Annotated in this window: 18 protein-coding genes; all 18 read left to right on the plus strand. The window is 48.0% G+C overall.

Going from position 1 to position 16,668, the window contains the following annotated elements; genetic code table 11:
• The first annotated feature begins 3 nt into the window (after positions 1-3).
• Positions 4-438 (plus strand): flagellar motor switch protein FliN, encoded by a 435-nt coding sequence (gene fliN / locus Q0882_RS09015; protein WP_299180420.1) that lies wholly within the window; start codon positions 4-6, stop codon positions 436-438.
• 5 nt (positions 439-443) lie between these two features.
• The gene (fliO, locus tag Q0882_RS09020) at positions 444-887 is read left to right on the plus strand and encodes a flagellar biosynthetic protein FliO (RefSeq protein WP_299180422.1); all 444 of its coding nucleotides are present in this window, start codon (positions 444-446) and stop codon (positions 885-887) included.
• Positions 880-1,629 carry a flagellar type III secretion system pore protein FliP gene (fliP, locus tag Q0882_RS09025; RefSeq protein ID WP_299180424.1) on the plus strand — a complete coding sequence of 250 codons (750 nt, stop codon included), beginning with the start codon at positions 880-882 and terminating at the stop codon, positions 1,627-1,629. The genes fliO and fliP overlap by 8 nt, the downstream gene beginning before the upstream one ends.
• A 22-nt stretch (positions 1,630-1,651) precedes the next feature.
• On the plus strand, positions 1,652-1,921 hold the full coding sequence (gene fliQ / locus Q0882_RS09030) for a flagellar biosynthesis protein FliQ (RefSeq protein ID WP_299180427.1): 270 nt from the start codon (positions 1,652-1,654) through the stop codon (positions 1,919-1,921).
• A gap of 4 nt (positions 1,922-1,925) precedes the next feature.
• Entirely contained in the window at positions 1,926-2,699 is a 774-nt protein-coding gene (gene fliR, locus Q0882_RS09035) for a flagellar biosynthetic protein FliR (protein ID WP_299180431.1), read from the plus strand.
• 12 nt (positions 2,700-2,711) lie between these two features.
• Positions 2,712-3,851 (plus strand): flagellar biosynthesis protein FlhB, encoded by a 1,140-nt coding sequence (flhB, locus tag Q0882_RS09040; protein ID WP_299180435.1) that lies wholly within the window; start codon positions 2,712-2,714, stop codon positions 3,849-3,851.
• 142 nt (positions 3,852-3,993) lie between these two features.
• A complete protein-coding gene (gene flhA / locus Q0882_RS09045; RefSeq protein WP_299180437.1) occupies positions 3,994-6,102 on the plus strand; it encodes a flagellar biosynthesis protein FlhA in 2,109 nt (702 codons plus the stop codon).
• A 42-nt stretch (positions 6,103-6,144) separates the two neighbouring features.
• Positions 6,145-7,584: a flagellar biosynthesis protein FlhF gene (gene flhF, locus Q0882_RS09050; RefSeq protein ID WP_299180440.1), complete on the plus strand. Its 1,440-nt coding sequence runs from the start codon at positions 6,145-6,147 to the stop codon at positions 7,582-7,584.
• 14 nt (positions 7,585-7,598) lie between these two features.
• Positions 7,599-8,426: a MinD/ParA family protein gene (locus Q0882_RS09055; protein WP_299180442.1), complete on the plus strand. Its 828-nt coding sequence runs from the start codon at positions 7,599-7,601 to the stop codon at positions 8,424-8,426.
• A gap of 13 nt (positions 8,427-8,439) precedes the next feature.
• Positions 8,440-9,150 (plus strand): RNA polymerase sigma factor FliA, encoded by a 711-nt coding sequence (locus tag Q0882_RS09060; protein ID WP_299180444.1) that lies wholly within the window; start codon positions 8,440-8,442, stop codon positions 9,148-9,150.
• Positions 9,151-9,230: 80 nt separating this feature from the next.
• Positions 9,231-9,614 carry a chemotaxis response regulator CheY gene (cheY, locus tag Q0882_RS09065; RefSeq protein ID WP_366915923.1) on the plus strand — a complete coding sequence of 128 codons (384 nt, stop codon included), beginning with the start codon at positions 9,231-9,233 and terminating at the stop codon, positions 9,612-9,614.
• A 20-nt stretch (positions 9,615-9,634) separates the two neighbouring features.
• Entirely contained in the window at positions 9,635-10,432 is a 798-nt protein-coding gene (locus tag Q0882_RS09070; RefSeq protein ID WP_299180447.1) for a protein phosphatase CheZ, read from the plus strand.
• Between the two features lie 12 nt (positions 10,433-10,444).
• On the plus strand, positions 10,445-12,541 hold the full coding sequence (locus tag Q0882_RS09075) for a chemotaxis protein CheA (RefSeq protein ID WP_299180450.1): 2,097 nt from the start codon (positions 10,445-10,447) through the stop codon (positions 12,539-12,541).
• 24 nt (positions 12,542-12,565) lie between these two features.
• Positions 12,566-13,789: a chemotaxis response regulator protein-glutamate methylesterase gene (locus Q0882_RS09080; protein WP_299180453.1), complete on the plus strand. Its 1,224-nt coding sequence runs from the start codon at positions 12,566-12,568 to the stop codon at positions 13,787-13,789.
• A gap of 6 nt (positions 13,790-13,795) precedes the next feature.
• Positions 13,796-14,536: a flagellar motor protein gene (locus Q0882_RS09085; protein ID WP_299180456.1), complete on the plus strand. Its 741-nt coding sequence runs from the start codon at positions 13,796-13,798 to the stop codon at positions 14,534-14,536.
• A 3-nt stretch (positions 14,537-14,539) separates the two neighbouring features.
• Positions 14,540-15,475, plus strand: coding sequence for a flagellar motor protein MotD (motD, locus tag Q0882_RS09090; RefSeq protein ID WP_299180459.1), 936 nt, complete (start codon positions 14,540-14,542; stop codon positions 15,473-15,475).
• Entirely contained in the window at positions 15,476-16,261 is a 786-nt protein-coding gene (locus tag Q0882_RS09095) for a ParA family protein (protein ID WP_299180463.1), read from the plus strand.
• Positions 16,258-16,668 (plus strand): hypothetical protein (locus tag Q0882_RS09100; RefSeq protein ID WP_299180466.1); only part of this gene is annotated, 411 nt, incomplete at its 3' end. The genes Q0882_RS09095 and Q0882_RS09100, both read left to right, overlap by 4 nt.

Here is a 16,668-nt window from a genome sequence, read left to right on the forward strand (position 1 = left end):
TTGATGAGTGATGAAACTGAAGACCAACAAGCACTGGCAGATGAATGGGCCGCTGCTATGGAAGAGCAAGGTGATGACGGGGAATCGGTAGACCCGGATGAGCTGCTTGCTGCAACAGGAGTCGCAGGTACTTCAGTTGAACTCGATGAGTTAATGGATGAAGGAACGCCGGTTTCTGATCCTAAGCTGGATGTGATCCTCGATATTCCGGTTACACTCTCGATGCAGGTTGGGCAGACGGATATCCCGATCAGTAACTTGCTACAGTTAAATCAGGGTTCGGTTATTGAATTGGACCGTGTGGCGGGTGAGCCTCTGGATGTAATGGTTAACGGTACCCTGATCGCCCACGGTGAAGTGGTCGTAGTGAATGACCGTTACGGCATTCGCCTGACAGATGTGATTAGTCCGCAAGAACGTATCAAACGTCTGAAATAATGCTGATGCGATTACTGGTTCTTCTGATAGGCAGTGCTACACCCTTTATCGCCTATGCGGCTGTGCCAGCCTCAACCGCACAACCTTCTGTCGCTCCTGCCTTTCAAGAGCCCTTCTCCTCAGAAGCCCTGTCGCAACTGGTTGTGGGCTTGTTGGTGGTTATCGCTCTTATTTTTATACTCTCCTGGCTGTTTAAACGGTTTTCGGGGCTATCCCCGGTAACAAAGTATATGCAGGTGCTCGGGGTTCTCCCCTTAAGTACACGAGAAAAAGCGGTACTGATTAAAGTGGGCGAGCAACAGATTTTACTAGGGGTGGCCCCCGGTCGTGTCTCGCATCTTCACACATTTGATAAAGATGCCGGAGTGGATGTTACTAAACCTGAAAGTTTTGCTGAAAAACTGAATGATGTGATGGGGAAAAAGATAGGAAAGGGGAAAGATGAGTAGGTTGTTTCCTCTATTGCTTATCAGTCTGTCTTTATTTTTCTCTGGCTATGTTTCCGCAGCAGATGTAGGGATCCCTGCAATCACCCTGACAGAGGGGGAAAACGGAGAAACAAGTTACAGCGTAACCCTGCAGGTGCTTGCGCTGATGACTATGCTGACATTCCTGCCAGCTATGGTCATGATGATGACCTCGTTCGCGCGAATCATCATTGTATTTGCAATTTTGCGACAAGCATTAGGCTTGCAGCAGACACCCTCCAACCAGATTATGGTGGGGATGGCGATGTTTTTAACTCTCTTCATTATGACACCGGTACTGGATAAGGTTTATGTGCAGGCAGTGCAGCCATATGTTAATGAAGAGTTAGGGGTGTTTGAGGCGTTTAAGGTCGCCAGCGTCCCGTTTCGGGATTTTATGATGTTGCAGACCCGAGAGAGTGATCTGGAACTGTTTATGCGAATCTCTGGTTCGCCTGCGGTTGAAAGCGCTGAACAGATCCCTTTCACTGTATTGGTGCCTGCTTTTGTAACCAGTGAGCTGAAAACCGCATTCCAGATCGGGTTTATGCTCTTTATCCCATTTCTGATCATTGACCTCGTAGTAGCCAGTGTCCTTATGGCGATGGGTATGATGATGCTGTCTCCCGTGATCATTTCCCTTCCTTTCAAGATCATGCTATTTGTTCTAGTAGATGGCTGGGCTCTTGTAATTGGAACGTTGGCAGCCAGTTTTGGTATTTAGCGACTTTTCTTAGGAGGATCTCATGACACCTGAGGTAGTGCTCAGTTTATTTGCTGAGGCTTTCTGGCTTATCGTCCTGCTGGTATCAGTCATTATTGTTCCAAGTCTTCTTGTCGGTTTAGTTGTAGCAACCTTTCAGGCGGCTACGCAGATCAATGAGCAGACCCTGAGTTTTCTGCCAAGGTTGCTGGTTACCATTCTTGTCATTATGTGGGCGGGGCCCTGGATCCTCCAAAAATTAACAGAGCATTTCACTAATCTGGTGAAAAGCATTCCCTACCTGATAGGTTGATCCGTTGTTTGAGCTGAGTGTTTTGCAGATAGAGCAGTGGATCTCTGCTTTTCTGTGGCCTCTGTTCCGTATCGCATCTTTTTTTATGGCGGTCCCGCTTTTAGGTAGTCAGCTGGTTAATGCTCGTATTCGCTTGATGCTGGCATTAGCTGTGACGATGATAATCGCGCCGTTATTGCCTGAAATGCCAGATTTTGATGGGCTGAATTTCAATAGTTATCTGATTATTGGGCAGCAGATCCTTATTGGTGCGATGCTCGGATTTCTGTTTCAGGTTTTTTACCAGATCTTTGTGTTGGGTGGGCAGATGATTGCGATGCAGATGGGTCTGGGTTTTGCGTCGATGACCGATCCTGCAAACGGCATCTCTGTGGTTATGCTGGGTCAGTTCTATCTGACGTTGATTATGATGATATTTGTTGCCATGAATGGGCATCTGATCATGATTGAAGTGATCGTGAGGAGCTTTGAAGTGGTGCCTGTTGGTCTTCAGGCACTTGAACGTGATGGTTACTGGCGAGTGGTTATGGCTGGAAGCTGGATGTTCTCGGCCGCAATGTTGATGGCGTTGCCTGCTGTAACCGCTCTGCTTGTTGTGAATATGGCGTTCGGTATTATGTCTCGTGCAGCTCCGCAGTTAAATATCCTCGCAGTTGGTTTCCCTTTTACAATGGTGTTAGGTCTGTTTATCAACTGGGTCAATCTGGGTGGATTTCTCGATCAGTACATGCGGATCTCAAGCTTTGTGCTTGACTACATAGAGACAATTTTTCTGTAGGTATCAATAGCGATGGCAGAAGAGTCAGGTCAGGAAAAAACCGAAGATCCCACGCCCAAGCGAATACGGGAGGCGAGGGAGAAGGGCGATGTTCCCCGATCAAAAGAGTTGACTACGACACTGGTTCTGATGGCAGCGGTGTTCTCTGTCATTATTTTTGGCTCTCAACTGGCAAATAGCTTGCTGGGGATGATGGAGAGTAACTTTATTCTCGATCGCCAGGCTATATTCGATACAAATAAAATTTTTTCTCACTTTGGGCTTTCGGCGCTGGAGGCGCTTAAGGGGTTGGCGGGTGTGTTTGGAACGTTAGTTCTGGCCGCTTTGATTGGCCCTATCGCCTTAGGGGGGTGGAATTTTAGTGGAAAATCGATCGCGCCTAAAGGCAGCCGGATTGATCCCTTGGCAGGGATCAAAAGGATGTTTTCACTTAAGTCATTAGTGGAGCTGTTCAAGGCGATAGCAAAATTTGCCCTTGTTGGCGGTTTTGCCATTCTGATCCTGTGGACTATTAGAGGGGATATTCTTGCATTAGCGACATTTGAGGCGCGGCCAGCCATCGATGCTGCTTTAGATATCATTATCTGGGTATTTATGGCGTTGAGTGCTGTGTTGATTCTTGTGGCAATCGTCGATGTGCCGTATCAGCTATACGACTATACCAAAAAGATGAAGATGACCCTGCAGGAAGTTAAGGATGAGATGAAGAATACGGAGGGTAAGCCTGAGGTCAAAGGGCGAATACGGCAATTGCAGCGTGAGATTGCTCAACGTCAGATGATGAAAGATGTGCCTGAGGCGGATGTGGTGATCACCAACCCGACTCACTACGCCGTTGCATTGAAATATGACGCGGAAAACCGAGGGGCGCCTGTGCTTGTGGCAAAAGGGGCGGATTTTGTCGCATTTAAAATTCGTGAGATAGCTGAAGAGCACGATGTCCCGATTTTGTCGGCACCCCCTCTGGCACGTGCTTTATATAATTTCACCGAAATCGATGAAGAGGTGCCTGCCGGGCTGTATATGGCGGTTGCTCAGGTATTGGCATACGTCTTCCAGCTTAAGCGTCATAAGCAGCAAGCGGCTGAGAAACCGAGTGATATACAGGTGGATCAACTTCCAATACCAGAAGAGTATCAAGACGACCTGTAACTGGCGTAATTATTGCAAAAATAACAAGTTGATGTGGATATGCGTCAAAAAAATAGCGTATTATGGGTGTTCTGCCCTTTGGGTTATCTTTTTAGGCGATTTTAATTTTTATTTGTTGTTTTTTTGACGGTTTGGTGGCTCGGTGGATAGAGCGGTAATTTTTGATAATGTTCGCAGTGCGGGGCGGGGCAATCTCGGTGTCCCTCTGTTGCTGCTTGTTATCCTGGCGATGGTGACATTGCCGGTACCACCGTTTCTGCTTGATGTTCTGTTTACCTTTAATATTGCCCTGTCCATCGTCGTTTTGTTGGTTTGTGTCTACTCAAGCCGTCCCCTCGATTTTGCAATCTTTCCCACAATTATCCTGATAGCAACCTTAATGAGGTTGGCTCTTAATGTCGCTTCAACTCGTGTAGTACTGCTGTATGGCCATGAAGGGGGGGATGCGGCCGGTAAGGTGATCGAAGCCTTCGGTGAAGTTGTAATCGGGGGCAACTACGTGGTCGGCTTTGTTGTCTTTATGATTCTGATCATTATTAACTTTGTGGTTGTTACCAAAGGTGCGGGCAGAATCTCAGAGGTGAGTGCCCGTTTTACCCTGGATGCGATGCCGGGTAAGCAGATGGCCATTGATGCTGATCTCAATGCGGGGCTTATCGGTCAGGAAGAGGCTAAAGCCAGGCGCGAAGATGTAACTCAGGAAGCAGACTTTTATGGATCGATGGACGGTGCTTCTAAGTTCGTTCGAGGTGATGCAGTAGCCGGTATCTTAATCCTTGTTATCAACCTGCTTGGTGGGCTTGGCATCGGAATGATGCAACATGATCTGGATTTTGAAACTGCGATGCGTTTCTACTCGCTGCTTACAATCGGTGATGGTCTTGTCGCTCAGGTGCCTTCACTGCTTTTATCGACTGCTGCTGCGATAATGGTGACCCGTCAGAATGTATCTCATGATATGGGTAAGCAGGTTATATCGCAGATGTTTGCCTCCCCTAAGGCGCTTGCTGTTGCTGCGGGTATTTTGACAATAATGGGGATTATTCCTGGTATGCCACATGTCGCATTCCTCTCACTGGCGTTTATCGCAGCGGGCGGAGCGTGGTGGATCTACAGGCTGAAAACTAAAAAGGCTGTTGAGGAAGAGGAGCAGGCTCGAGAAGAGGCGGAGCTGCCTCAGGATGACGAGTCCGAGAAGCGTGAGCTGGACTGGGATGATGTGATGCCCGTGGATATGGTCGGCCTGGAAGTAGGCTATCGTCTGATTCCGATGGTAGACAAAATGCAGGGTGGGCAGTTGCTGAGCCGAATCAAGGGTGTGCGTAAGAAGCTATCTCAGGACCTGGGTTTTTTGGTGCCTTCAGTGCATATTCGTGACAATCTTGATCTGCTACCTGGCGCATACCGAATTACGCTGATGGGCGTGGTTGTAGGTGAGTCAGAGGTTTACCCTGACAGAGAACTTGCGATTAATCCGGGTCAGGTCTTCGGTAAGTTGCAGGGCGTAGAAGTTAAAGACCCGGCGTTTGGTTTGGATGCGATATGGATTGAACAGTCGCAGAAAGAGCAGGCTCAGTCGCTTGGATATACAGTGGTTGACGCCTCTACAGTGGTTGCAACGCATATGAATCAGTTGCTGCAATCGCATGCGCATGAGTTATTGGGGCATGAAGAGGTACAGCAGCTTCTTGATATGCTGACTAAGTCCTCACCTAAACTTGTTGAAGAGTTGGTGCCGGCAAAATTATCTTTCAGTATCCTTTTGAAGGTATTGCAGAATCTGCTGATGGAGCAGGTGCCTCTAAAAGATTTCAGAACCATTGCTGAGTCGTTGGCTGATGCCGTGAATCGAACTCAGGATCCGCTGGCGCTTACGGCTGCAGTGCGTGTCTCGCTTTCTCGATTGATTGTGCAGAATATCAATGGATCGGAATCTGAGCTGCCAGTGATTACGCTGGCCCCTCAATTAGAACAGCTGTTGCTAAACTCTGTTCAGCAGGGACAGGATAACGGATTAGTGCTTGAGCCTGGGATGGCTGAGCGATTACAAAAATCGTTATCCGAAGCGGCTACACAGCAAGAGATGATGGGGCGGCCTTCGGTATTATTAGTTGCAGCGCCTGTCAGGCCGCTCATGTCAAAATTTGTCCGATATGGAGAGCATCAGATCAATGTGCTCTCCTACCAGGAGATTCCTGAAAATAAGAAGGTCACCATTGTGGCGACAGTTGGAGGTGAAGGTGATGTTTGATTGCGCTTCAGCTAAGTCGTGGATGGCCGATAAGGAATTATTATGAAGGTTAAACGTTTTTTTGCGCCGGATATGCGCCAAGCGATGCGAAGAGTCAGAGATGAGATCGGTCCTGATGCTGTCATTATCTCTAACCATAGGGTTGCGGGTGGTGTAGAGGTCGTGGCTGCTCATGAGAATGATTATGAGATGGCCCAGCAGGAGTTTTCTACCGCTAAGACGAGTGTGGATAAGCGTCAGGAGCAGATTAACGTTTTAACCGGTGGGCAGGGAAGCGGTCTGTCACAAGAGTTACAGAAAGCGCGAATGCAGATTGCAGAAGCTCAGCAGCAGTCTAGTCAAAATATTGGCGGTGCGCATGTCAATAAGCAGATTGAGCAGACTGATGAAGACCTCCGCGCGATACTCTCTTCGCTTAAAGAGCGGCAAAAGAGAAAGGCGAATGAAGCGCATCAGAATTTTATGCGTGGTTCAGCAGGAGATGAGGTCGATAACTTTGCTGTTGACCTCGGCGAAGAGCTAGCTGCTTCCATTCCTCCACCCATACCTACCCCTAAACGTCCTGAAAATGATCAGTTGATTAAGTCAATGCAGGATGAGATTGCACAACTTAAAAATCTGCTCAGTCAGCAGGTGCTGAGTGCAAATACAGTTTCAGCACCTGAAAAACCGCCGTTGCAGAAAAAACTTGAGCTGTTAGGCGTTAGTGAAAAATTATCGACTCACCTGGTGGCAACGCAAGAAGTGGGGCTGCCCACGGATAAGGCATGGAAGCATGCGCTGACTCGACTATCAGATTCTATTCCTGTCACGGGAGAGGATTTTATTGAACGTGGCGGAATGATTGCGTTTGTCGGGCCTACGGGTGTAGGTAAAACGACCACAATTGGTAAATTGGCAGCCCGTTATGTACTGAAATATGGAAGCTCCAGCCTGGCTTTGGTGACAACCGATACCTACCGAATTGCAGCGCATGAACAGTTAAGAACATTTGGCCGGATCCTTGATGTGCCGGTACGGGTTGTTGATGAGCGTAATGGCCTGGATGAGGTGCTTCATTCTTTGCGTAATAAAAGGTTGGTGCTGATTGATACCGCGGGCTTGAATGCGCAGGAGCCTCACAGTCAGGCTCAGCTTGAGATGCTGGGAAGTGTCACTTTGCGTTTGAAGAAGCTGCTAGTGGTTTCCTGTAGTAGTCAACGACGGGTTGTTGAGCAGGCATTTAATGCATATCAGGGCTTGGGTTTGAATGGCTGTGTGCTCAGTAAGATGGATGAGTCAGGCAGTTTGGGTGAGGCGATCTCCTTAATTGTTGAAAAACGCTTGCCTGTTACATATGTAACGGATGGCCAGCGGATTCCTGATGATCTGAATATTGCTCAAAAACATGATCTGGTCAGTCGGGCTGTGATTACGGCTCAACGAGCTATTGAGGCTGAGAAAAAATCATCAGCGCTCGATTCAATATATAAAACGGGTTAATGGCGGAAAGCGTAATGAATCAACATAAACCCGTTAAGGTAATTGCGGTTACAGGCGGCAAGGGCGGTGTAGGGAAGACGAATGTGTCGGTGAATCTGGCATTGGCTCTTGGAGATCTAGGGCAGAAATCAATCCTGATGGATGCCGATTTAGGATTGGCAAATGTCGACGTGATGCTGGGATTGCGACCGAAAAAGACGATTGCAGATGTGTTGGATGGCGATTGTGGTTTAAAAGATATCCTGCTTGATGTTGATGATAATCTTAGGATCGTACCTGCATCTTCAGGCACTCAGGAGATGACCGCGCTCTCTGCTCATGAGCATGCTGAATTGATCCACGCCTTTAATGAAGTGGCTGATGAGATTGATGTTTTACTCATCGATACTGCAGCGGGAATCTCAGATTCCGTTGTAAGCTTTGTTAAAGCTGCGCAGGAGGTGTTGGTCGTTGTCTGTGACGAGCCTACCTCCATTACAGATGCCTATGCGTTAATAAAATTGTTAAATCGTGATTATAAAATGACGCGTTTCCGAGTGCTGGCTAATATGGTCAGAAGTGAGCAGGAAGGGCGGAATATGTTTGGTAAATTGCTCACAGTTACCGACCGCTTTCTCGATGTCACTCTTCAATATGTGGGATCAATCCCTTATGATGAAAACGTGCGTAAGGCTGTTCAGCGTCAAGTTGCTGTTTTAAAAGCTTTTCCAAAGAGTAAAGTCTCCTTGGCATATCGCCAATTAGCGAATAAAGTAAATGGGTGGCCTGTGCAAACTGTGCCCCGTGGACATTTAGAATTTTTTGTTGAGCGGCTTGTTCAGGGAGCGCGCCCATCGGATTGACAGTAGAGGCGGTATGTACAACCAGCTGCAATTACAATCGAGTGAAGAGCTGATCGAGCAGTATGCGCCGCTAGTCAAACGGATTGCACATCATCTTATGGCTCGCCTGCCGTCTACTGTGGTTTTGGATGACCTGATTCAGTCTGGAATGATTGGCCTTTTGGAGGCTGCAAAGAAATATGATGCCTCGAAAGGGGCAAGTTTCGAGACCTACGCCGGAATCCGCATTCGGGGTTCCATCATTGATGAGGTTCGCAGGGGAGATTGGACTCCGCGATCTGTCCACCGTAATAGTCGCCGTGTGACTGAAGCTATTCAGCAGGTAGAATCCCGTACTGGACGAGATGCAACCGACTCCGAGGTGGCTCGTGAGATGGGAATCAGTGTCGACGATTATCACAGTTTGCTGAAAGATTCGCAGGACAGCCGGCTGTTCAGTTTTGAGGAGATGGTTAACCCTCATCATGAGGGGCCGGGTGAAGCGTTTGCAAACGATGATCCGGGGCCTAATCAAAATTTTGAGCGTGAATCGTTTATTCGTGCGTTGAGTTCAGCCATAGATAATCTTCCTGAGAGGGAAAAATTAGTTTTGGCACTCTATTATGATGAGGAGTTGAATCTCAAAGAGATAGGTCAGGTATTAGGTGTAAGTGAGTCACGAGTCAGTCAGATACATAGCCAGGCAGCGCTCAGGCTTCGTTCCCGGCTGAGTGACTGGCAGTAATTGGAGTTGACTAGACTCAACGTAATTGAAGTAATTTAGTGTAGACTCAAAAAGTTGCGTAGTTCTAACGGGAGGCTGTCTTGAATAAAGACATGAAAATTCTTGTTGTAGATGATTTTTCTACAATGAGACGAATTATAAAAAATCTATTACGCGATCTGGGTATGACAAATGTCCAGGAAGCGGATGATGGTCAGACCGCTTTGCCAATTCTCAAGCAGGGTGGAATTGACTTTCTGGTAACTGACTGGAATATGCCGGGCATGACGGGCATTGATCTGTTGAAAGAGGTGCGTGCTGATCCTAACCTGGCGCATATGCCGGTTTTGATGGTCACGGCAGAGGCTAAGAAAGAACAGATTATCGCTGCTGCACAGGCGGGGGTTAACGGTTATGTAGTTAAGCCTTTTACCGCTGCAGTACTTAAGGAAAAGATCGATAAGATCTTCGAACGCCTGGGTTAACAGAGTAAGGTCGGTTTGTAATGATTTCAGTAACAGGCAAGGGCTCGGAGCATTTTGAAACAGAATTGCAATCAAAAGCGCAGGAACTTGTTTCTGTACTGAATGAGGGCGATCTGTCCAGTGCCATGGATATAATTCATGAACTTCATGAATTCAGACATAAAACATTCTTTTCGGAAGTTGGGTACCTCACCCGGGGACTGCATGAAGCGATAAAAGCATTTTCCAATGAGTTGGGTGCAGGGCTTCAGATGGGGGATGAAACCGCTGCTGAAGAAGCGGATGCAGCAGATCGTCTGAATTATGTGATTGAAGTTACGGAAAAAAATGCACATGAGACAATGGATCGTGTGGATAAAGCGTTAGCTCTGGTTGATAAATTAGATTCACAAAGTGAGCGCTTCAAAGACCTTCTGTTACTGGTGGGCCAGCTTGAGAAAGAGCATGACTCGCTCAATGGCGTCTATGATCGTACCTGCGCCGTGAAAGAGGAATCTGAGAAAACTATCGGGGTATTGCGTACCGAATTAACAGATATCGTTGTTTCGCAAAGTTATCAGGATATTACAGGGCAATTAATTCGTCGTGTGATTAATCTGGTAACTAATGTTGAGACTCACCTGATTAGCTTGATGGAGATGGCTGCTAAGGTTGAAAAGCTCTCGGGAATAGAGGTACAGCCGGGCTCTCAGGAAGTTGCAAAAACTAATAAAAAGAATCCTATTCAGGCTGAAGGTCCGCAGGTTAATAAAGACAGCGCTGACGTTGTTAGTAACCAGGATGAAGTTGATGACTTGTTATCCAGTCTGGGTTTTTAAGAGGAGCGCCATATGAGTTTGGATGTGGATCAGGAGATTCTTGAGGACTTTCTTGTTGAGGCAGGAGAAATTCTTGAGCAATTGTCTGAGCAGTTGGTCGATCTGGAGCAGCGTCCGGATGACAGTGATCTGCTAAATGCCATTTTCCGTGGTTTCCATACGGTTAAAGGTGGAGCAGGTTTCTTACAGCTTGATCCGATGGTGGATTGCTGTCATAAGGCAGAAAACCTTTTCGACATGCTGCGTAACGGCGAGATTAAAGTATCCCCAGAGCTGATGGATGTTGTTTTACAGGCTCTGGATACCGTCAATGTTATGTTTGATGCTGTACGTGCTGGTTTGGAACCGGAAAATGCGGATCCACAGTTGATTGGCGCCCTGACTGCGTTTACCGATGGTACTGCTCCAGTCGCTGAAGAAACGCCAGCGGCTGTTGTGCCTGAGCCAGCTCCAGCCGTAATAGATAAGCCTGTAACAGAAGCGGGTGATCGCTCCAATGATGAATTTGATATGTTGTTGGGTGATCTGGGCGGCGGAACCGCTCCGGTTGTAGAAGCTGATGACGGCTTGATTACTGAAGATGAATTCGATGCGCTGCTAGATGAGTTGCATGGTGTGGGTAAAGGCCCTAGCGCAGATGTTGTCGCCACTAAAGCGCCAGCTAGTTCAGAAGCTCCAGCCTCTGCCGGAAATGAAGATCTGATCACCGAAGATGAGTTTGAAGCGCTTCTGGATGAGTTGCAATCTCAAGGCAAAGGCGCGTTTTCTGCCCCAGCAGCAGTTCCGGCACCGGCACCGGCTCCTACGCCAGCCCCGGCACCTGAACCAAAAGCTGCTCCAGCGCCAGTAGTACAGCCGAAAGCTGCATCTCCGGTACCTGTTGAAGCTAAAGAGAGTGCTGCTGCGGCTGCTGTTAAAGCTGCTCATCAACAGGCGAAGCCCCAGGCTGAAAGTAATGTGCGTGTCGATACGCGCTTACTCGACAAAATTATGAACATGGTTGGTGAACTCGTTCTGGTTCGAAACCGACTTGTCCGTCTCGGGGTTACCCGCGAAGATGAGGAGATGGCTAAGGCGTTAGGTACGTTGGATATGGTAACGGCAGATCTTCAGATGTCTGTTATGAAAACCCGTATGCAGCCGGTTAAAAAAGTGTTTGGCCGTTTCCCTCGATTGATTCGTGACCTTTCCCGTAATCTTAAGAAAGAGATCCGTCTGGAGCTCCGAGGGGAGGAGACCGATCTGGATAAAAACCTGGTTGAAGCGCTGGCGGATCCTTTGATTCACTTGGTCCGTAATGCAGTTGACCACGGAATAGAATCACCGGATGTTCGCGAAGCAGCAGGTAAGCCGCGAGAAGGTCATGTCTTGCTATCTGCAGAGCAGGAAGGTGACCATATCCTACTGATTATTCAGGATGATGGCGCAGGCATGGACGCGGAGAAACTGCGTAACCTGGCGATAGAAAGAGGCATGATGGATGCTGAAGCTGCACGCCGTCTGACAGAGCAGGAATGTTTTAACCTGATTTTTGCTGCTGGCTTTTCCACGAAAAAAGAGATCTCTGATGTCTCAGGTCGTGGTGTTGGCATGGATGTGGTTAAGACGAAGATCACACAGTTGAATGGTACTCTGAACATCGATTCTGTAATCGGTCAGGGATCCAGGATCGCGATCCAGGTGCCGTTGACACTGGCGATTATGCCAACATTGATGGTTATTCTAGAAGATCAGGCGTTTGCATTACCATTGGTGAATGTAAATGAGATATTTAACCTGGATCTGACTAAGACCAACATTGTTGATGGGCAACAAGTGATCATCGTTCGAGATCAGGCGCTGCCTCTTTTCCATCTTAAACGATGGTTGATCGATGGACAGCAGTCCGCTGATCTGCCTGAGCAGGGACATGTTGTGATCGTAACAGTTGGAACCCAACGAGTTGGGTTCGTGGTGGATCAGCTGGTGGGTCAGGAAGAGGTTGTGATTAAACCTTTAGGTACAATCTTGCATGGAACGCCTGGGTTATCCGGTGCAACTATTACCGGTGATGGCCGTATTGCGTTGATTATTGATATCCCAAATCTTCTGAAACATTACGCTTCCTGATGGCGCGTGATGGGAGAGTAATTGATGCCGGTTAAGGTCCTTATTGTTGATGACTCAGGTTTTTTTCGTCACCGCATAAGTGACCTTTTGTCCGGGGATAACCGTATCGAGGTAGTCGGCACGGCTCAGAATGGAAAAGAGGGTGTCGAGCAGGCAAAAAGGCTGAAACCTGATCTCATTACGATGGATGTTGAGATGCCTCAGATGAATGGCATTGAAGCGGTCCGTATCATAATGAGAGAAGCGCCTACCAATATCCTGATGTTATCTTCCCTTGCTCATGAGGGGGCTCAGGTGACATTACAGGCTTTGGAAGCGGGTGCACTGGATTATCTCTCCAAAGATATGCGAGCCTGGATGGAACATTCAGCTTCGCTTGAGAAACAGCTTAGGGACAAAGTGGTTGAATTGGGACGTTCACGCCATGCAAAACAGCGTAGTTCGTTTATATCATCACCTGCTTCTTCTGTGTCCGGTAAGTCTATGGTTTTCAGGCCTGAGCCAGAGACCAAACCTGAAACTGCTGCCCGAAGATCTCCTTTGGCTGGAAGGCGAACTGTGGGTGAATCACCCGCAAATGTGACGCCATCTCCGCGTAAATCTGCTCCGTTAGCATCGAGCCGTCCTCAGGTAGATACTCCTATTGCTCAGCGCCGTTCCTTCTCTAAAGCTGTGATCCCTTCCGGTTGTAAAATTGTAGTGATCGGGTCCTCAACAGGGGGGCCTGCTGCTCTTCAGCAGATATTGACACAGCTGCCAGCTAACTTTCCTCATCCAATCCTATTAGTTCAGCATATGCCAAAAACTTTTACATGTGTTTTTGCCTCGCGTTTAGATCAGCAGTGCAATATCGCAGTAAAAGAAGCGGAGGATGGTGATGCTCTTCTCCCGGGTCGGGCGCTCCTTGCACCTGGGGGGCACCAGATGATTATCGATCCCCGAAACCCGAATAAAATACGAATTATGCCGGGTGATGAACGGTTAACCTATAAACCCAGTGTCGATGTGACGTACGCTTCTGTGGCCAAGAGTTTTGGTCGAAATGTCCTGGGAATAATACTGACAGGGATGGGGGCTGATGGCTGTGATGGCGCTCAGCTGTTACGTCAACAGGGCGCTACCATGTGGGCTCAAAATAAAGAGAGCTGTACGATCTATGGTATGCCGCAAGCTGTGATAAATGCGGGATTGGCAGATCAGATACTGGATCTCAGCGAATTTGGTCCGATTCTGAGTGGAAGCAGGTAGCAGAATATGGATATAACAGCGATATTAGGTGTTTTATTAGCTTTTGCAGCAGTACTTGGGGGTAACTTCCTAGAAGGGGGGCAGTTTCAGGAACTATTAAACCTGCCAGCTGCCGCAATCGTCATTCTGGGGACTCTGGCTGCAGCTATTATCCAGTCGCCCCGTCAGGATGTATCTCGTGCTGTTAAATTGATCGGCTGGGCATTTGGGGATAATCAGCAGGATGTTAAAGGCAGCATCGATAAAATTGTGCAATGGTGTATAGTCGCGCGTCGCAAGGGGCTACTCGCACTTGAGAAAGAGGCTGAAAAAGAGAAAGACCCCTTTGTCAAAACAGGCTTGTTACTGTTAGTCGATGGTAAAGGCTCTGATGTCATTCGAAGTACATTAGAGGTGGACTTGATCACGTCGGAGCAGCGCGATCTTCAGGGCGCAAAAGTGATTGAAAGCATGGGCGGCTATGCGCCTACACTTGGCATTATTGGAGCTGTGCTGGGTTTGATTCATGTTATGAGTAATCTTTCTGATCCAGATGGGCTTGGCGCTGGCATAGCAACCGCTTTTGTCGCAACCATATACGGTATAGGGATTGCGAATCTGTTTCTGATACCTGTGGCAAATAAGATTAAAACCCTGGTGCTAATGCGCTACCAGCATCAGGAGATGGTGTTAGAGGGACTGATGTTTATCGCAGAAGGGCAAAACCCCAAAGCGATTCAACAGCGCCTTCAGGGATATATGAGATAATTTATGCCTCGCCGCAGATTACCTGAAGATAGTATCCGCAATGACCGTTGGGTTATTTCGTATGCTGACTTCATTACTCTGCTATTCGCTTTTTTTGTTGTTATGTATGCGATCTCTTCAGTGAACGAAGAGAAATATAAAAGTTTGACGGAAGCGCTGTCCGGAGTCTTTGTGGGTTTGGATCAGGCGATTGATATCAACAATGCGCCAGGGCTGGGACGGAGTGAGAGTGGGATAGGTATCTTTGCCGGTGGTAACGCCGACTTGGATGCGCCTAAAGTGACGATTGCGCCACCGGATCAGAAAGAGACAGAATCTCTGCATGCTTTAGAGGAAACCTTAAAAGTCAATTTCTCCCAATTAGTAGATGAAGGGCAGTTGGTTGTTACCGGAAATGATCTTTGGGTCGCTATAGAGTTAAGGTCCAGCTATCTGTTTTCGTCCGGTGGTGCGTTGCCTAATATCCTGGCAGATCAGTTATTGGAAAAAATAGCGGAGTTGCTGAAGGGAGACGCTAACCCTATTCATGTAGAGGGCTTTACTGATAACCAACAGATCTCTACAGATGCGTATCCCTCTAACTGGGAGTTATCTGCTGCCAGGGCTGCTGCAGTGGTCAGATTGCTAGCGCAGTTTGGGGTAGACCCTAAGCGTATGGCCGCAGTGGGCTATGGCGAATTTCAGCCCGCTTACAGCAATAGAACGGCAGAGGGACAGCGTCTGAATCGACGTGTTCTGATTGTAGTCTCACGCGATGAAAAGGTACGAAGGTTGATCTCCTCTTTCGGAAGTCAGCAGGTAAGTGAAGATGCGATATCTACACTGCTGGCGAATCCAGAAGAGGAGGTTATTCCTGTCATTGAACAGATTGAAACCGGTGATGGTGGTGTTTTGTTCCGTAGAGCAGAGCCCGAGCCCTCTCAACAGGAAGATAGATAGATGCATGTATGGTCTGTGGCCAACCAGAAAGGTGGGGTCGGTAAAACAACGACAGTCGTAACCGTAGCGGGCTTGCTTGCGGAAGTTGGTTACCGTGTTTTATTGATAGATCTTGACCCGCATGGATCGCTGACGAGCTACTTTGGCTACGATCCTGATGAGCTTGATGACAGTGTTTATGATCTGTTTACAGGTGATAGGAAAGTACAGAAGGAGGATGTAACCCGATTACTTCTCCGGAGCAGTCATGAGCGAATTGAACTCATACCCGCATCAACAGCGATGGCTACGTTAGAGCGTAAGGCAGTTGGTGAAGAGGGGATGGGGCTTCAGGTGGCGAAGGCATTGGCCCATGTAAAAGATCGTTATGATTATGTATTGATCGATAGCCCACCCGTATTGGGGGTTCTGATGGTGAATGCCCTCGCGGCCTGTCAGCATCTGCTGGTTCCTGTCCAGACTGAATTTCTTGCTCTTAAAGGGCTTGAGCGCATGGTGCGAACTATCAATATGATCAACCGCGCCCGTAGCAATAAATTATCCTTTACGATCATCCCGACTTTTTATGATCGTCGAACTCAGGCATCAGTTAGTAGTCTCAGGGAGTTGCATCATAGTTATCCTGATGAGATATCAAATGCAGTGATTCCGGTTGATACGAAATTCCGCAATGCCAGTATCCAGGGGGTCGTGCCCTCAGTTTTGGATTCGGGAAGTCGGGGCGTTCATTCATATGCGCGGATCCTGAGGTCAATGTTAGAGCGTCAGAAACAGGAGGTTCTATGAGTAAATCCAAAGAGAACCTGCCGCAGACGGATGAGGTCCATAATGTCCAGAAGTTGGTTTTTGACTACCTTGAATCATTACTCTCAGATCCTGATGCGGGCATAGATACGAAAGCTGAGATCGAAGCGATTAATGAACAATTTCCTGAAGAGGAGGTTGTTTCAGTAGAAGTATCTATAGAACAGATTGATGTGACGGTGGCAACATTGGCTGAAGAGCCAGAGCCAGAGCCAGAGCCAGAGCCAGAGCCAGAGCCAGAGCCAGAGCCAGAGCCAGAGCCAGAGCCAGAGCCAGTTGATCTGGGGCTGGAGCCTGTAGAAGATACAATTGCAGAACCAGAACCAGAACCAGAACCAGAACCAGAACCAGAACCAGAACCAGAACCAGAACCAGAACCAGAACCAGAA

Origin of the sequence: uncultured Neptuniibacter sp. (assembly GCF_947498015.1) — a bacterium.
Lineage (GTDB): Bacteria > Pseudomonadota > Gammaproteobacteria > Pseudomonadales > Balneatricaceae > Neptuniibacter.